This is a genomic window from Sedimentibacter sp. MB31-C6 (genome assembly GCF_035934735.1).
Taxonomy (GTDB): domain Bacteria; phylum Bacillota; class Clostridia; order Tissierellales; family Sedimentibacteraceae; genus Sedimentibacter.
In genome coordinates, this window is the sequence record NZ_CP142396.1 from 2,973,557 (window position 1) to 2,989,620 (window position 16,064).

Annotated in this window: 20 protein-coding genes and 1 other annotated feature; all 20 genes read left to right on the plus strand. The window is 26.6% G+C overall.

Going from position 1 to position 16,064, the window contains the following annotated elements; all coding sequences use genetic code 11:
- Positions 1 to 8: 8 nt before the first annotated feature.
- The 20 genes from U8307_RS14285 to U8307_RS14380 all read left to right on the plus strand — a co-directional run bounded on the left by U8307_RS14285 (position 9) and on the right by U8307_RS14380 (position 15,969).
- Positions 9 to 734: a LytR/AlgR family response regulator transcription factor gene (locus U8307_RS14285; protein ID WP_326908937.1), complete on the plus strand. Its 726-nt coding sequence runs from the start codon at positions 9 to 11 to the stop codon at positions 732 to 734.
- A complete protein-coding gene (locus tag U8307_RS14290; RefSeq protein WP_326908940.1) occupies positions 731 to 2,032 on the plus strand; it encodes a sensor histidine kinase in 1,302 nt (433 codons plus the stop codon). Before U8307_RS14285 ends, U8307_RS14290 begins: the two co-directional genes overlap by 4 nt.
- Positions 2,033 to 2,155: 123 nt before the next feature.
- Positions 2,156 to 2,302, plus strand: coding sequence for a cyclic lactone autoinducer peptide (locus tag U8307_RS14295; RefSeq protein WP_326908941.1), 147 nt, complete (start codon positions 2,156 to 2,158; stop codon positions 2,300 to 2,302).
- Positions 2,299 to 2,883 (plus strand): accessory gene regulator ArgB-like protein, encoded by a 585-nt coding sequence (locus U8307_RS14300; RefSeq protein ID WP_326908943.1) that lies wholly within the window; start codon positions 2,299 to 2,301, stop codon positions 2,881 to 2,883. Before U8307_RS14295 ends, U8307_RS14300 begins: the two co-directional genes overlap by 4 nt.
- Positions 2,884 to 3,229: 346 nt before the next feature.
- Positions 3,230 to 4,546 (plus strand): M18 family aminopeptidase, encoded by a 1,317-nt coding sequence (locus U8307_RS14305; protein WP_326908945.1) that lies wholly within the window; start codon positions 3,230 to 3,232, stop codon positions 4,544 to 4,546.
- Positions 4,547 to 4,565: 19 nt separating this feature from the next.
- Positions 4,566 to 4,916 (plus strand): YraN family protein, encoded by a 351-nt coding sequence (locus tag U8307_RS14310; protein WP_326908947.1) that lies wholly within the window; start codon positions 4,566 to 4,568, stop codon positions 4,914 to 4,916.
- A gap of 81 nt (positions 4,917 to 4,997) precedes the next feature.
- On the plus strand, positions 4,998 to 6,311 hold the full coding sequence (gene mtaB, locus U8307_RS14315; RefSeq protein ID WP_326908949.1) for a tRNA (N(6)-L-threonylcarbamoyladenosine(37)-C(2))-methylthiotransferase MtaB: 1,314 nt from the start codon (positions 4,998 to 5,000) through the stop codon (positions 6,309 to 6,311).
- A 43-nt stretch (positions 6,312 to 6,354) separates the two neighbouring features.
- Positions 6,355 to 6,696 carry a histidine triad nucleotide-binding protein gene (locus U8307_RS14320; RefSeq protein ID WP_326908952.1) on the plus strand — a complete coding sequence of 114 codons (342 nt, stop codon included), beginning with the start codon at positions 6,355 to 6,357 and terminating at the stop codon, positions 6,694 to 6,696.
- Positions 6,697 to 6,801: 105 nt separating this feature from the next.
- Complete coding sequence (rpsU, locus tag U8307_RS14325; protein WP_326908954.1) at positions 6,802 to 6,987, plus strand: 30S ribosomal protein S21; 186 nt, start codon at positions 6,802 to 6,804, stop codon at positions 6,985 to 6,987.
- Between the two features lie 11 nt (positions 6,988 to 6,998).
- Complete coding sequence (locus tag U8307_RS14330) at positions 6,999 to 7,439, plus strand: GatB/YqeY domain-containing protein (protein WP_326908956.1); 441 nt, start codon at positions 6,999 to 7,001, stop codon at positions 7,437 to 7,439.
- Between the two features lie 153 nt (positions 7,440 to 7,592).
- A complete protein-coding gene (locus tag U8307_RS14335) occupies positions 7,593 to 7,865 on the plus strand; it encodes a YabP/YqfC family sporulation protein (RefSeq protein ID WP_326908958.1) in 273 nt (90 codons plus the stop codon).
- Between the two features lie 10 nt (positions 7,866 to 7,875).
- Positions 7,876 to 9,087, plus strand: coding sequence for a sporulation protein YqfD (locus U8307_RS14340; RefSeq protein WP_326908960.1), 1,212 nt, complete (start codon positions 7,876 to 7,878; stop codon positions 9,085 to 9,087).
- Complete coding sequence (locus U8307_RS14345) at positions 9,087 to 10,052, plus strand: PhoH family protein (RefSeq protein ID WP_326908962.1); 966 nt, start codon at positions 9,087 to 9,089, stop codon at positions 10,050 to 10,052. Before U8307_RS14340 ends, U8307_RS14345 begins: the two co-directional genes overlap by 1 nt.
- Positions 10,049 to 10,495 carry an rRNA maturation RNase YbeY gene (ybeY, locus tag U8307_RS14350; RefSeq protein ID WP_326908964.1) on the plus strand — a complete coding sequence of 149 codons (447 nt, stop codon included), beginning with the start codon at positions 10,049 to 10,051 and terminating at the stop codon, positions 10,493 to 10,495. Before U8307_RS14345 ends, ybeY begins: the two co-directional genes overlap by 4 nt.
- A gap of 50 nt (positions 10,496 to 10,545) precedes the next feature.
- Positions 10,546 to 11,613: a DUF3048 domain-containing protein gene (locus tag U8307_RS14355; RefSeq protein WP_326908966.1), complete on the plus strand. Its 1,068-nt coding sequence runs from the start codon at positions 10,546 to 10,548 to the stop codon at positions 11,611 to 11,613.
- Positions 11,614 to 11,710: 97 nt separating this feature from the next.
- The gene (cdd, locus tag U8307_RS14360) at positions 11,711 to 12,103 is read left to right on the plus strand and encodes a cytidine deaminase (protein ID WP_326908968.1); all 393 of its coding nucleotides are present in this window, start codon (positions 11,711 to 11,713) and stop codon (positions 12,101 to 12,103) included.
- Between the two features lie 11 nt (positions 12,104 to 12,114).
- Positions 12,115 to 13,005 (plus strand): GTPase Era, encoded by an 891-nt coding sequence (gene era, locus U8307_RS14365; protein ID WP_326908971.1) that lies wholly within the window; start codon positions 12,115 to 12,117, stop codon positions 13,003 to 13,005.
- Positions 13,002 to 13,718 carry a DNA repair protein RecO gene (gene recO / locus U8307_RS14370; RefSeq protein ID WP_326908973.1) on the plus strand — a complete coding sequence of 239 codons (717 nt, stop codon included), beginning with the start codon at positions 13,002 to 13,004 and terminating at the stop codon, positions 13,716 to 13,718. Before era ends, recO begins: the two co-directional genes overlap by 4 nt.
- A 25-nt stretch (positions 13,719 to 13,743) precedes the next feature.
- Positions 13,744 to 14,286 carry a DUF4342 domain-containing protein gene (locus U8307_RS14375; RefSeq protein WP_326908975.1) on the plus strand — a complete coding sequence of 181 codons (543 nt, stop codon included), beginning with the start codon at positions 13,744 to 13,746 and terminating at the stop codon, positions 14,284 to 14,286.
- A 56-nt stretch (positions 14,287 to 14,342) separates the two neighbouring features.
- Positions 14,343 to 14,518, plus strand: a binding site (T-box leader).
- Positions 14,519 to 14,574: 56 nt separating this feature from the next.
- A complete protein-coding gene (locus U8307_RS14380; protein ID WP_326908977.1) occupies positions 14,575 to 15,969 on the plus strand; it encodes a glycine--tRNA ligase in 1,395 nt (464 codons plus the stop codon).
- Positions 15,970 to 16,064 lie beyond the last annotated feature (95 nt).

Genomic DNA, 16,064 nt, shown 5'->3' on the forward strand with positions numbered 1-16,064 from the left:
TAAATAAATTGTGTGATTATAAAATCGTAGTATGTGATGATGAAGAATTATGTCGAAGCGAATTAAAATTGCTGCTTGAGGAATATGAAGTAGATAATAACATAAACTTTGAAGTTGATTTTTATGAAAATGGCACAGAGCTACTTAAGAAAAAAGTAAAGAATTATAATATATTTTTATTAGATATAGAAATGGAAGATATTAATGGAATTGAAATTGCAAAGCAAATAATAAAGGAATACCCTGATGCAATAATTATGTTTATCACAGGGTACGATAGTTATATTGATAATGCTTTTGATTTAAAAGTTATGAGATATTTAAATAAACCTGTAGATAAAAAAAGACTATATAGAGCATTAGATATAGCGATTTCCGATATAAATAGACAAAAACAATATGTTAATGTTCGTGATTATAGGGGAGAACATTGTAAAATTAAAATTAATGATATTATAAGAATTTATATTGAAGGTAGAAAAGTTGCTTTAGAAGCATCTAAAGAAATATATGAAACAAATAAAACTTTTTCTGAATTCGAGAAATTAGTTGAAAATTTCGATTTTGTTCATACATATAAAAAACGTCTGGTAAATCTTATGTATGTTTCTGGTTTTGAAGATGATAAATTATTGCTTATTAAAGGTAAAAATGAAATACAAGAATATATTAATCCTAGACTTATGAGCCATGTAAGAACAGAATGGCTTTTATATGGGAGGCGCTTCAGATGATCGAATATATATATAACATTACTGTGTTAAGCACATATATATTTGAAGCATTAGTTGCACATATTTTATATTCATCAGCATTTAAACAAAACATAAATAACTATAAATATTATACTTTGTTATTTGGAAGCTATTTTGTATTATCTATAATTCATTCTTTTAACAATACACTACTTAATTTAAGCTTGTTTGTTGTTATAAATATAATTCTCGCTTTAATTCTTTATGACGGGAAATTTAACACAAAAATTTATTATACTATCTTTTTTACTGTTGTTATGTTGGTAACTGAAGTGATATCTTTGTTTGTTTTGAAAATATACTTTAAAAATGATTTAATACTTTCTATGGCATCAAAAATTATTTTAGCTGTAATATCAAAGACTTTGTTATTTATTTTAATTAAAACCTTTTGCAATACTTTAAATAACAACTCTAACAAAATACCTACAAATAAATTTTTAGCTTTAATTCTAATTTCAGCAACTTTAGTTATGGTATTGTATGTTTTAATTGCTATTACTATTAACATCAAGATAAAAACAACAGAATTAATCACTGCTTTAATATGTGCAATAGGTCTTATGTTCTCAAGTATGATTATATTTTTTTTGTTTGAAGAAAGTATAAGAGAACAGACCGATTTAAAGGAATTCGCATTACTAAAGCAAAAATCTGAACTAGAACATAAACATTACAATATATTAAAAGAGAACTATGATAATATTAAAATAATAGAGCATGACATGAAAAAGCATTTATTGTTATTAAATGAGTATGCAAAACATGGAAGAAATAAAGAAATAATTAATTATACGAGCAGTATTATTGATGATATTAAATATTCTACTTTTAAGCAAATTAGTTATAATAAAGCATTAGATGTAATACTTTATGAAAAAATTCAATCCGCTAAAAATAATAAAATAGCAATTTCAATTAATTCACAGAATGTTAAATTTGACTTTATTGAAGATATTGATATATGTATAATATTTTCTAATATACTAGATAATGCTATAGAAAGCTGTGAAAAAAGCTTAAATAAAGAAATACAACTAAACATTTTTATGGTAAATAACAAAATTATTACAATTGAAATGGAAAATAGCTGTGATGTAAAGCCAATTATTATAAACGAAGAACTAGTTACAAATAAATCTAATAAAGAAAATCATGGATTTGGAATGAAAAGTGTTAAAAAAACAATAAAAAAATATAATGGACAAGTTATTTATTTATATAATGATTTAGAAAAAAAATTCATAACGAATATATCAATCTCTAATAATATATGAAAAATTTTCCAATTTATATTATTTTTACATTAACAGAAGTAATGTTTTCAAATTTTATTGACAATTTACTACAAGATACTATAATTATACAACAAATGAAATTAATGTGAAAGGAGGTCTATTATGAAAAATATAAAAACTATAATAGGGAAAACATTAACTAATGTTATGTTAAAAACAGCAGTAAATAATGCTAATACTACTTCTTGTTGCATTATGCATCAACCAAAAGTACCAACTGAATTGAAGAATCTTAGGAGAAATAAATGATTAAGTTTTTAAGTCAAAACTTAATGAATTGTGTTTTAAAACTTAATTTAATTGAAAAGGAAGATGAAAATTTATATGCATATGGAGCAGAACTGGCTATATCTTATATATTGAATTTAATAGCTATTATTATAATAGGCGCTGTTATGGATATGATGTTTTATACAATTGCTTTTTTAATAATATTCATTCCATTGAAAAGCTATAGTGGAGGATATCATGCACCAAACTATTTAATATGTTTTATAATGTCTTGTATTACTGTTGCAGCAGTATTGTATATTACTAAATATGGTTATGAATATGTACCAAATAATATACTAATTTTAGTAATGGCCTTTATGGGAATGATGATTTACATATTAGGACCGATTGAAGATAAAAATAAACCATTAACCGAAAGTGAATATACTCATTTTAAATATAAGATAAAGATTATATTAGTAGCTGAGTTTATTATAGCATTTGCTTCAAGTATTATTGGATTTGATAAAATGGTGTTCATCTTTTTCTGTAATTTCATTGTCACTCTAGGAGTGAGTAGTGCGGGTTTATTAAAAAATACTTTTGCTAACGTATAAAATCAAATAGAAAAGAGATTACAAATAGTGTAGTCTCTTTTTATGAAAATTAATTTACTAATTTTGCCATAATATGTTATTTTTACATTGTTTAAAGAAAAATGGTAATAGTCAATTGACAAAATTGAATTAAGAAGTATAATTATTGTTACAGTGAAGCGAAACTTATAATGAATAGCATATTGGGTATTGTTTATTAAAAAGTCGGGGGGTTTTTTAATTCGCTATTTTACGTTTTATTTCAAAAGGCATCTATTATGATGCTTTTTTGATTTTTCGTGAATATACTTGACAGCTCTTAATGTAATAGATATATTTATTGTATAATATATTTATTGGAGGAATTATGTATACTGAAGTATCAAATAATTTATTAGAATTTATACAAAAAAGTCCCAGTGTTTTTCATGTTGTTAATAATATTAAGGAAGAATTAAAATTAAATGATTTCATTGAATTATCAGAAGGAATAAAATGGAATATAGAATATGGTAAGAAATATTATGTTACAAGAAATTCTTCTTCTATAATAGCTTTTAAGGTAGGAAAAGATTTAGATGACTATAGTTTTAATATTGTTGCATCTCATTGTGATTCACCAACCTTTAAAATAAAGGATAATTATAATATTGAAATAAATAAAAAATATATACAATTAAATATTGAAAAATATGGCGGAATGATTTATTCTACTTGGTTCGATAGACCACTTTCTGTTGCTGGAAGAATAATAGAAAAAAATAATAATCAATATGTATCTAAATTAATTAATATTGATAAAGATCTTTTATTAATACCAAATGTAGCTATACATTTGAAAAAAGATGTTAATTCTAATTCTAAATATAATGAACAAATCGACTTGCTTCCTTTATATGGTACTCTAGAAAATAAAATTGATTTTATGGATATTGTGGCGGAGTATGGTGGAGTTGAAAAACATAATATTATAAGTAGTGACTTATTTTTATATAATCGTATGAAACCTTCTATTTGGGGAATGTCTGGAGATTTTATTTCGTCACCAAAACTTGATAACTTGCAGTGTGTCTATTCAACATTAAATGGATTTCTAACTGGTGAAAACTCCAAATCAATAAATGTTTACAGTTGTTTTGATAATGAAGAAGTAGGAAGCGGTACAAAACAAGGTGCAGCATCTACTTTTTTAGAAGATACTTTGAAAAGAATTAATGATTGCTTAGGAAAAACTAATGAAGAATATCTTTGTTCGCTTACTTCATCTTTTATGATTTCAGCTGATAATGCTCATGCTGTACATCCAAATCATCCTGAAATAAGTGATCCAACTAATCGTGTGTATATGAATCATGGCATCGTTATAAAACATAATGCTAATCAAAAATATACTACAGATGGAATAAGTTCTGCACTCTTTAAAGAATATTGCAATAAATCTGATATACCATATCAAAATTATACAAACCGTTCTGATGTCCCTGGTGGCAGTACTCTTGGTAATATAGCTTCTTCAAAAGTAAGTATAAAAATGGTTGATGTAGGGTTAGCTCAACTTGCAATGCATTCTTCTTATGAAACAGCTGGATTAAAGGATACTTATTATATGATAAAAGTAGTAGAAGAATTTTTTAATTCTCGTCTTAAAGAAACAGAAAGCGGAGTTTTAAATATTATAAAGTAAGTTAATAAAGAGGTTGTCTATGTATAAAGAAAATAAGGGCTACTTTTATGAAAAAATAGCAAAAAAATACTTGAAAGACAACGGTTATCTAATTTTAGAGGAAAACTTTAAGAATAGATTTGGGGAAATAGATATAATTGCTTCAAAGAATGGAATACTGTCATTTATAGAGGTAAAAGGGCGTAAAAATAAAGAATTTGGTTTACCTAGGGAAGCAGTAACACTTTCCAAACAAAGAAAAATTATTAGTGCTGCAAAGTATTATTTAATGTTAAAAAAAATCGATGATATACAATGTCAGTTTGATGTAATTGAAATAATATTACTAGACAAAACAATCACTTTAATTGAAAATGCATTTTGGATTTAAATTAAACATAACCTTGAAAATGTATATACTATATGATATTATCAAATTACATATTTAAAGTAATAGTTTAGGAGCATTAACTTGAATAAAGAATTAAGCAAAAAAAAGTATACCGTTTCATTTACTACTCTTGGTTGTAAGGTGAATCAATTTGAAACAGAAGCTATGACAGAAATTTTGGAAAAAGAAGGATTCCAAGTTATACCTCATGGTGAAGCAGATATTTATATTATTAATACATGTGCTGTAACCAAGGAAAGTGAAAGAAAATCAAGACAATTTATAAATAAAGCTAAAAGGAAAAATCCAAATGCAATTGTTGTGGCAGTTGGTTGTAGCGTACAGCTAAATAGTGAAAAGATAAATAGTGAAACAAATGTTGACATAATTATAGGGACAAAGAATAAAAGTAATATAGGAAAACTTATTAAAGATAAAATTAATAATATAGAAATTTTTAATAATATAGAAAAATTTGTTGGTAAAGAAGATTTTGAGGAATTAAAAATCAATACAGTTCACGATAAAACTCGAGCTAATATTAAAATTCAAGATGGATGTAGCCAATTTTGTTCCTATTGTATTATTCCATATGTTCGAGGTCCAATCAGAAGTCGAAATCAAGATGATATAATCCAAGAAATTAAAAACATTGCTAGTAATGGATATAAGGAAATTGTATTAAATGGAATACATATTTCATCTTATGGAATTGAAAAAAAAGAGCAAAATTCCTTAATAAAATTAATTGAAGAAATAAATGAAATTCAAGGAATTGAAAGAATAAGACTTGGTTCCTTAGAACCAAATTTAATTACGGAAGATTTTATAAAACGAATATCTAAATTAAATAAAGTATGTGATCACTTTCATTTATCTCTTCAAAGTGGAAGTGATAGCGTATTGAAACGAATGAATAGAAAATATTCAACAACTAAGTATAAAAATAATGTAGAAATTATTAGAAAGTACTTACCATTGGCAGGTATTACTACTGATATAATTGTAGGCTTTCCTGGTGAAACAGAAGAAGAATTTAATTCAACTGTGAAATTTGTTAAGGAAATTAAATTTTCAAGAATACATGTTTTCAAATATTCTATTAGACAAGGCACAAAAGCAGCAGAAATGACAGAACAAGTAGATGATAGTATTAAATCACAAAGAAGTAAAGTTCTAATAGAATTAGGAGAATCCATTGCTTATGAGTTTATGAAACAATATATAGGAAAAACCATTTCTGTACTTATTGAAACAGAAAAAGAAAACAATTTATATGAAGGTTATAGTACAAACTACTTAAAAGTCTTGGTAAAAAGTAATAAAAATATTAAAAACGAATTAATTAATGTTAATGTTAAAAGAATCAGAAACGATTTTTTAATTTGTGAATAATATAGTATAAAGATATTTATACTTAAGATTAGAGGTGACTAAAATGAGTTGTATATTCTGCAAAATAGCAAATCAAGAAATACCATCAGAGTTAGTATATGAAAATGATAATATAGCAGCATTTAAGGATTTAAACCCCCAAGCACCTGTTCATATACTTGTTGTTCCCAAAAAACATATCGGATCAATAAATGAAATTAAAGAAGAAAACAAAAGTATTATAGCAGATATTTTTGAGGCAATCCCTATAATAACGAAACAAGAAGGTATTAATGATTCTGGTTACAGAGTCATTAGCAATTGTGGTGAAAACGGATGTCAGTCTGTTGAGCATATACATTTTCACATATTAGGTGGAAAGAAATTATCAGAAACTTTATCATAAAATGGTTGCATTTAATTATTCTATGTTATATAATAAATAAGTGCTATTTCAAACTCGCTGTTGTCTTGGACATACAGTAGTAGAAGACGAGGGGAGGGTAGCAAAATGACAGAGGTAAAGGTTAAAGAAAATGAGTCTATTGATAATGCTCTAAGAAGATTTAAGAGACAATGTGCACTTACTGGCGTAATGTCAGAAGTAAGAAAAAGAGAGCATTATGAAAAGCCAAGCGTTAAACGTAAAAAGAAGGCAGAAGCGGCTCGCAGAAAGAAAAATAAGAAAACAAGATAAGAGGTGAAAGTATGCCTTTAAAAGAGAAACTCATGGATGATTTAAAAGAATCCATGAAATCTAAAAACAAAGTCAAAAAAAATGTTGTAACTATGATTAGAGCTGCTATTAAACAAAGAGAAGTAGATGATAGAGTAGAACTAGAGGATACTGATATATTAGATATAATAGCAAAGCAAGTTAAACAGAAAAAAGATTCAATATCAGACTTTGAAAAAGGCAATCGACAAGATCTTATTGATCTTACCAATGAAGAAATCAGAATACTTATAGAATATTTACCGCCTCAACTGTCAGACGAAGAGCTTGACTCGATTGTTAAAAATGCAATTGAGCAAACAGGCGCTCAGTCTAAAAAAGACATGGGTAAGCTTATGGCTTATATAATGCCACAAGTCAAAGGTAAGGCTGATGGCAAACATGTAAATGAAATTGTGGCTAAATATTTATAGTAGCTTAAAAACCCTGAAAATTCAGGGTTTTTTTAATGTAAAAAACTTTTATAATTATCCACTTGAATTTTTATACTAATTATTAATTCTTAATTAAATAAACATGCATAATTTATAATATAAAGCTTTAAAGGATACATAAGGGGGAAAGTTATGAGCAAATTCAATAAACTTAGAAGTAAGTTAGCAGATGATTTAGAGATACCAAACGATGCTATTTCTGATAATTTTGATTTAAGAATGCATGGAAACAACAAGGTAATAATTGAAAATCATAGAGGTATAACTATTTACGAAAATGATGTTGTTGGTATCAAAACAAAAGAAAATAATATAATGATAAAAGGTTCAAAATTTAAAATAGAAGAAATAAATGACTATAAAGTTATAATTAAAGGGGTAATAAATGAAATAATAATAAGTTAGGAGAGTAATTATGATAATATTCAGGTTGATTAATTTAATAAGGGGATACGCAATAATTAAACTTGATGTTACTAATTATGAAAAAATATTAAATTTACTCAGAAGAAAAGGTATTTCAATGTGGGATATTGAAAAGACTGAACATGGAATAAATTTTAAAATTTCATATGATGATTACTCTAAATATCAAAATCTTATGAAAGAAATAAATTTACATACAGTGAAAAAAAGTGGATTAGCTATTAATTTAAGAAAAATCATATTTAGAAAAGGATTCGCAACAGGAATTTTAGTTCTAATTATATGTTATTTCGTTTTTGCATCTTTGATATGGCAAGTTGAGATAATAGGAGTTAATCATACTACTTTTAAGGAAATTGTAAAAGTATTAAATGAAAATGATATTAAAACACCAACCTTTTCAACTAATATAAATAAAAATAATATTGAAACACTTTTATATAAATACTTTGATAATTTCAAATTTATTGAAGTGTATATTGAGGGTTCAAAGTTAATAATTTTTGTTAAGGAAAAAGAATCAGCAAAATTTGAAGTTGAGAAAGATACTCCATCAAGTATCATATCTACTAAAAATGCCATAGTTAATAAAGTAATAGCTAAAAGTGGGCAGCCTGTAGTAAAAGAAGGTGATGTTGTTTATGAAGGTCAAACACTTGTCATGGGTATAGTTAAAAACAAAAATTCTGATGACTTTATGATGGTTCCTTCTGAAGGAATAGTATACGGTAAAACATATTACAATTTCATACTTAAGGAAAATAAGCTGAAAGACATTACAGTATCTACAAATAATAGTAAATCAGTTTATTACTTGAAAAATAATGAAAAAAAGGTTAAAATAATTGGTGACATTGAGCCTTTTGAAAATTATAATTATAAAGAGACTTCAATTAAACTTCCTATTATAACGAACTTTTCTAATATTACAATAGAAAAAGGTGTATACTATGAAGAAAAAGCAAAAGAAATTAAAATAGATGAAAATACAGCTAAAAACAAATTAAAGGTTAGCATGTATGATGATTTGCTAAAAAAATGTAATAATAATGCAAGAATTTTGCAATCATCTTTAAAGTTTTCAGAGGATGATGATTATTATTATTTGAATGCACAAATAGAAATTATAGAGGATATAGGAGAAAAAATAAGGATTTATCCTATAGATGACAAAACAACAGAAGAAATTAGGGAGGATTAATGGATTTATTTGAAGAAAAAGTTAACATAATTAGCGAGGACGAAACTATAAAACTTCTTGGTATTCATGACAAAAATTTAAAAATAATTAAAAGTTACTTTGATGTTAACATACTAGTGCGAAATGGAGAAATTAAGGTAACTGGTGATAAAATTTCTACACAAGTAGTTGCTAAAATTCTAAATGAAATGATAGAGGTTATTAAAAACGAAGGAGAAATTAGTGAGCAAAAGGTTGTTTATTTAATAGAAGCAAACAACAATAACTATGATATAAATTATAATGAACTATTGAAAGAAATTATAGTCACGTCTGCATCAGGTCGAGTAATAAAAGCAAAAACAATAGGACAAAAAAGATATGTGGATTTAATTAATACTAAAGACGTAACATTTGGCATAGGCCCTGCTGGAACAGGAAAAACATACTTAGCTGTAGCAGCAGCAGTAAATGCTTTCAGAAAAAAAGAAGTAGAAAGAATTATTTTAACTAGACCTGCCGTTGAAGCTGGAGAGAAACTAGGATTTTTACCTGGAGATTTGCAGGATAAAGTTGATCCATATTTAAGACCTTTGTACGATGCTCTTTTTGATATAATGGGTGTTGAAAACTTTTTAAAAAATGTAGAAAAGCAACTTATTGAAGTAGCACCTTTAGCTTATATGAGAGGACGTACTTTAGATTCATCATTTATAATTCTTGATGAAGCTCAAAATACAACGAACGAACAAATGAAGATGTTTTTAACGCGTTTAGGATATGGGTCAAAAGCTGTTATTACTGGCGATATTACTCAAGTAGACCTACCCTTTGGTAAAAAATCAGGTTTAAAAACTGTAGTTGAAATTTTAAAAAAGGTTGAAGGAATTGGATTTATGTTTTTTGAAACAAAAGATGTTGTTAGGCATAAATTAGTACAAGACATAATTAAAGCCTATGAAAAGTTTGAGGAGAATAAAAAATGATAAATATTTTATTTAATAACAGGCAAGATATAATGGATATAACTGAAAAAAATAAATTAGCTATAGAAAATGCTATTATTACTACACTTAAAGTTGAAAAAGCAAATAATGATTATGAGGTAAGTGTTTCATTTGTAACTAATGAAGAAATTAAAGAACTAAACAGAATTTATAGAAATGTAGACAATGAAACGGATGTATTATCATTTCCGATGGACGATGAATTTGAAGGCTTTTACCTTCTTGGAGATATTGTATTGTCTACACAAAAAATAATTGAACAAGCTAATGATTTTGGTCATAGTTTAGAAAGAGAGATGGTATATTTAACTGTACACAGTACCCTTCATTTATTAGGATATGATCATATGTTTGAAGAAGAAAAAACAGAAATGAGAAATAAAGAAAAAGCAATAATGCAAAAATTACAGCTATATAAGTAAAGCTCAATAAAACTTCGATTGCATAAGATTAAAATTAAGGGGTATAAACAATGAAAAAAAATATATTTATAATTTTTATATTATCTATTATATTATTATCAAGTTGTAATAAGGACAACCCTGTATCTATAAATGATGATATGGATAATACAGTATCAGAAATTGATGATAATATAATAGAATACGATAACAGTGTGGAAGAAGATGATTCTAACAAAATTATATCACCATTAGATGGACAAAAATATTATGAAAGTGATCTATTAAAAAGACCTGTAGCAATATCAATAGACAACCATCCGAATGCAAGATGGCAAGCAGGATTAAAAGATGCTGAAATAATATATGAATGCGAAGTGGAATACCCCTATACGAGATATCTTTGTATTTTTTTAACAAAGGAACCTGGAATTATAGGTCCAGTAAGAAGTGCAAGACCATACTTAATATATTATGCATTAGAATATGACGGAATTTTTGTACATGTTGGTGGCAGCGAAGATGCATTTAGTGAAATTAAAAGACTAATGGTTCCCGATGTTGATGGTTTGTACAGTGGTGCCATGTGGAGATATTATGATACAGATAAATTTGCACCTCATAATATGTATACAACATTGAAATCAATAAGAGATGAAGCCTCTAGTTACGGTTATAAGGAAGAATCGGATTATGAAAGCTATCAATTTAATGAATCTACAAAAGAACTTTCAAAAAAATATGAAGAAGTTTTTACTTCTACAGAAATTAACATTAAATACAATAAATATAATACTACAGATTATAAATATGATGAAGAAAAAAAACTTTATCTTAGATATAAAGATGGTGAAAAACATATAGATGAACTTTATAATGAGCAGTTAACAACAAAAAATTTAATCATCCTTGAAGTTTCAAAAAGTGTTTTAGATAGCGAAGGTAGATTATACTTAGATACTGTTGGTAAAGGCAATGGCATATATATTACAAATAAAGAAGCTATAAAGATTACATGGGAGAAAAATTCAGAAAAATCACGAACAAAATTTTATATTAATAATGAAGAACTTTCATTAAATCCAGGAAATACATGGATTCAAATTGTTAACAGTTTACAAAACGTAAATATTGAGTAAATAATTACATATAATAAATTATTATATGACCTTAAAAATATTGTATATTTTACCATACATGATATAATAAAAATAATAAATTTAAGGTGGTTATATTATGGAAGATAAATTATTAATTAAAATAGCTATGGAAGCTAGAGAGAAATCCTACAGCCCTTATTCTAAGTTTAAAGTAGGAGCAGCAGTCTACACAAAAAGTGGTAAGGTCTTTACAGGTTGTAATATTGAATCTGCATCATACTCTCCTACAATATGTGCCGAAAGAGTTGCTATTTCAAAATGTATTTCTGAAGGACATATGGATATTGAAAAGATAGCTGTTGTAGGAGGAAATAAAAAAATATCTTATCCATGTGGAGTTTGTAGACAATTTATATTAGAATTTGGCAAGGATATAAAAATAATATGTGCAAAAAACTACGAATCATATAAAGTATATACATTAAAAGAGCTTTTGCCAAATAGTTTTGGACCAGAAGACTTAGATTAGAAAGGATAAACATGTTTAAATCAGGATTTGTAACGATTATAGGAAGACCTAATGTAGGAAAATCAACACTTATGAATAGCATGATTGGTGAGAAAATATCAATTATGTCAAATAAACCTCAAACAACTAGAAATAAAATACGAACAGTTTATACAGATGATGAAGTTCAAATTGTTTTTTTAGATACACCTGGTATTCATAGACCAAAAAATCAACTTGGTGAATTTATGAATACAGAAGTAGATTCAGCTCTTGAAGAGATGGATGTATTAATTATGATTACAGATGAATTCAATAAAATAGGACCTGGCGATGAATATATTATTGAAAAAATCAAAGATATAAATTCAAAAAAGATATTAATTATAAATAAAATAGATAAGTTCGATAAAGAAGCTGTAATAAAGATTACAGAAGAATTTAATAAATTCAATGTTTTTGATGATATTTTACCAATATCAGCATTAAATCGTATTGGCGTTGATTCATTAATAGATTTAATTAAAAAGTATTTTAAACCCGGACCAATGTACTTTCCTCAAGATTATATTACAGATAGACCAGAGAGATTTATAGTAGCAGAAATAATAAGAGAAAAAGCACTTATGTATCTTCAAGATGAAGTACCTCATGGTATCGCAATTGAAATTGATGAAATGAAAGAACGTAAAAACAGAAATTTAGTAGATATTAGGGCAAATATTATTTGTGAAAAAAAATCTCATAAAAGTATTGTAATTGGACACAATGGGAGAAAAATAAAGGGAATTGGAAAAAGTTCGAGAGTTGATATTGAAAAACTTTTAGGGAGCCAAGTTAACCTTCAGCTTTGGGTGAAAATTTCTCCGGATTGGAGAGATAATAATTATCTTTTAAATAACTTTGGGTATAATAAAAAATGACAATAGAAGAAGAAGTTCTTATTTTAAAAGAAGTAAATTACAAAGAAAATGATAAAATACTTCATGCTCTTTCAAAAACAAGAGGTAAGATTCAATTATTATCTAAAGGCTGTCGTAAAAATAATTCTCATTTAATTAATGCTTCGCAACTATTTGCTTATTCAAATTGTACATTGTTTAAATCTAGAGATATGTATATATTAACATCTGCTCAGTTAATAAATAGCTTTTACAGCCTTAGAAACAATATGGAAGGTTTTTTCTATGGCAATTACATATTGGAGCTTATTAATTATATCGCTCAAGAAAATAATGTAGAATCTAAAATTTTCAATATGACTATTACAACTTTAGATTTTCTTTCAAAATCTAAAAATAATTATGACAAAATAACAGCTACATACGAATTAAAATTAGTTTCAATGTTAGGTTATAAACCAGATTTTAAACATTGTATGTCTTGTGGAGCTATGATAAATTCAAGTGCAGTATTTTCAATTAAAGATGGTGGCTTTTATTGTAGAAATTGTGTAATATCTGGTAATGGAATAAATGTTAAATATAATGAAATAATAACAATGGATAAAATTTTAAAAATTAAATTTAAAGATCTTAACACAATAGAAGCAGACGGTAAGATATTTAATATAATAAGAAAATACTTATTTTATCATATTGGAAAAGACAATTTCACTACATTAAAATTGTTATAATTATTTAAAGGAGAGGAATATTAATATGGAAAATAGTAAATTGCAAAAAATTGATGATATTATAAAACGTACGAACACAGACTATGGAACAGCAAAGCAAGCATTAGAAGATTCTAACGACGATGTATTAGAAGCTATAATTTTAATTGAAAATATGAATAAGAAAAACACTAAGAATTCATATAGTTTTAATAAAGGCGAACAAATTTTAGACCAAATTAAAGATGTAATATCTAAAGGTAATGCAACTAAGCTTACAATTAAAAAAGGCAATGAAACAATAATAAATTTACCAATAACTGCTGGATTAGTTGGTGCAATAATTGCCCCATTTTTGTCAGCTGCAGGCATAACAGCAGCTTTATTGACTCAGTGTACTGTTGAAATTACTCAAGCTGATGGTAAAATAATAGATGTTAGCCAAAAAGTTGACAAAAGTATGGATGCTGTCAAAGATGCTATGGATAATGTTATGGATGATGTTAAACAAAAAACAGATAATTTGAATAGCAAAACAGATGACTCATTCACACAAAATACTGATGATAGAAATGATATATATCAGTAGTTAATTAAGATTTTACTTGACATTAAAATTATATTTTGATACATTATATTTATTAAGTGACGACTGTGATAGAGAAGAGTAGTCTATATTTTGTTTATAGAGAGTCAGATTAGGTGAAAACTGATACCAAGATATAGATGAAGGGAGCTTTTGAGTCTTCTTTTATTAAAGAGGATAAGGCTATGCCTTGTCAAATAGGGTGGAACCGCGGAATAAATCTTTCGTCCCTATATGGGATGAAGGATTTTTTTTAGTATAATTTAATTTTGTATAATTTAGGAGGATATAATGGCTAAAAAAGAAAAGAACACATTAGAAAAACTTGTTTCATTATCAAAATCAAGGGGTATTATATTTCCAGGTTCAGAGATATATGGTGGATTAGCAAATACATGGGATTATGGACCTTTAGGAGTTGAAATTAAAAATAATGTTAAGAGAGCTTGGTGGAAAAAATTCATTCAAGAAAGTCCATACAACGTAGGATTGGATGCAGCAATACTAATGAATCCTACTACTTGGGTAGCATCAGGTCATGTTGGAGGTTTTAGTGATCCTCTCATGGATTGCAAAGAATGTAAGTCAAGATTTAGAGCGGACAAGTTAATTGAAGATTTTATGCATGATAATGGAGAATCTACAGTTGTTGATGGTTGGGCAGATACAGAAATGGAAAATTACATAATCAATAACAATATTTGTTGTCCTGAATGCGGTAAAACAAACTTTACATCAATAAGAAAATTTAACCTTATGTTTAAAACATTTCAAGGTGTCACTGAAGACTCTAAATCTGAGATATTTTTAAGACCTGAAACAGCTCAGGGGATATTTGTTAACTTTAAAAATGTTGCACGTTCAACAAGAAAAAAAATTCCTTTTGGTATAGGACAAATTGGTAAATCATTTAGAAATGAAATAACTCCGGGTAATTTTACATTTAGAACCAGAGAATTTGAACAAATGGAGCTTGAATTTTTCTGTAAGCCAGGTGAAGACTTAGAATGGTTTAATTATTGGAAAGAATTTTCTATGAATTGGCTTTTAAATTTAGGTATTAATAAAGAAAAAATTCGTTTCAGAGATCATGAACAAGCAGAGTTGTCCCATTATAGTAATGCTACATCAGACATTGAATATATGTTTCCTTTTGGATGGGGTGAACTTTGGGGTATAGCAGATAGAACAGATTTTGACTTAAAATGTCATATGACAACTTCAGGTGAAGACTTATCATATCAAGATCCAGTTACAAATGAAAAATATGTACCATATTGTATAGAACCATCACTTGGAGCTGATCGTGTTGTTTTAGCATTTTTAGTCGATGCATACAATGAAGAAACATTAGAAGATGGAACAAATAGAGTTGTTTTGAAATTACATCCAAACTTAGCTCCTTTTAAAGCAGCAGTATTACCTTTAACAAAAAAATTGAATGAACAAGCAACTGAATTATATCATAATTTACAAAAACATTTTAATGTAGATTATGATGATGCCGGTAGTATAGGAAAAAGATATAGAAGACATGACGAAATTGGAACACCATATTGTATTACATTTGATTTTGATTCATTAGAAGATAAATCTGTTACTATTAGAGATAGAGATACAATGGAGCAAGTAAGAGTTAAAATAGATCATTTAGTAGATTTTATAAATAAAAAAGTATTCTTTTAACAATAGATTAACTATAATGGAACAATTGTTATCCTATTGTTTAATCAATTGTTAGAAATGAGGGGATTAATATCAAACTTTCAGATAGACAAAAT

Excerpts from the sequence above, each read along its gene's own strand:
- U8307_RS14290 (WP_326908940.1), top strand. The coding sequence starts at position 731 with ATGATCGAATATATATATAACATTACTGTGTTAAGCACATATATATTT.
- U8307_RS14295 (WP_326908941.1), top strand. The coding sequence starts at position 2,156 with ATGAAAAATATAAAAACTATAATAGGGAAAACATTAACTAATGTTATG.
- U8307_RS14300 (WP_326908943.1), top strand. The coding sequence starts at position 2,299 with ATGATTAAGTTTTTAAGTCAAAACTTAATGAATTGTGTTTTAAAACTT.
- U8307_RS14305 (WP_326908945.1), top strand. The coding sequence starts at position 3,230 with ATGTATACTGAAGTATCAAATAATTTATTAGAATTTATACAAAAAAGT.
- U8307_RS14310 (WP_326908947.1), top strand. The coding sequence starts at position 4,566 with ATGTATAAAGAAAATAAGGGCTACTTTTATGAAAAAATAGCAAAAAAA.
- U8307_RS14320 (WP_326908952.1), top strand. The coding sequence starts at position 6,355 with ATGAGTTGTATATTCTGCAAAATAGCAAATCAAGAAATACCATCAGAG.
- rpsU (WP_326908954.1), top strand. The coding sequence starts at position 6,802 with ATGACAGAGGTAAAGGTTAAAGAAAATGAGTCTATTGATAATGCTCTA.
- U8307_RS14330 (WP_326908956.1), top strand. The coding sequence starts at position 6,999 with ATGCCTTTAAAAGAGAAACTCATGGATGATTTAAAAGAATCCATGAAA.
- U8307_RS14335 (WP_326908958.1), top strand. The coding sequence starts at position 7,593 with ATGAGCAAATTCAATAAACTTAGAAGTAAGTTAGCAGATGATTTAGAG.
- U8307_RS14340 (WP_326908960.1), top strand. The coding sequence starts at position 7,876 with ATGATAATATTCAGGTTGATTAATTTAATAAGGGGATACGCAATAATT.
- U8307_RS14345 (WP_326908962.1), top strand. The coding sequence starts at position 9,087 with ATGGATTTATTTGAAGAAAAAGTTAACATAATTAGCGAGGACGAAACT.
- ybeY (WP_326908964.1), top strand. The coding sequence starts at position 10,049 with ATGATAAATATTTTATTTAATAACAGGCAAGATATAATGGATATAACT.
- U8307_RS14355 (WP_326908966.1), top strand. The coding sequence starts at position 10,546 with ATGAAAAAAAATATATTTATAATTTTTATATTATCTATTATATTATTA.
- cdd (WP_326908968.1), top strand. The coding sequence starts at position 11,711 with ATGGAAGATAAATTATTAATTAAAATAGCTATGGAAGCTAGAGAGAAA.
- era (WP_326908971.1), top strand. The coding sequence starts at position 12,115 with ATGTTTAAATCAGGATTTGTAACGATTATAGGAAGACCTAATGTAGGA.
- recO (WP_326908973.1), top strand. The coding sequence starts at position 13,002 with ATGACAATAGAAGAAGAAGTTCTTATTTTAAAAGAAGTAAATTACAAA.
- U8307_RS14375 (WP_326908975.1), top strand. The coding sequence starts at position 13,744 with ATGGAAAATAGTAAATTGCAAAAAATTGATGATATTATAAAACGTACG.
- U8307_RS14380 (WP_326908977.1), top strand. The coding sequence starts at position 14,575 with ATGGCTAAAAAAGAAAAGAACACATTAGAAAAACTTGTTTCATTATCA.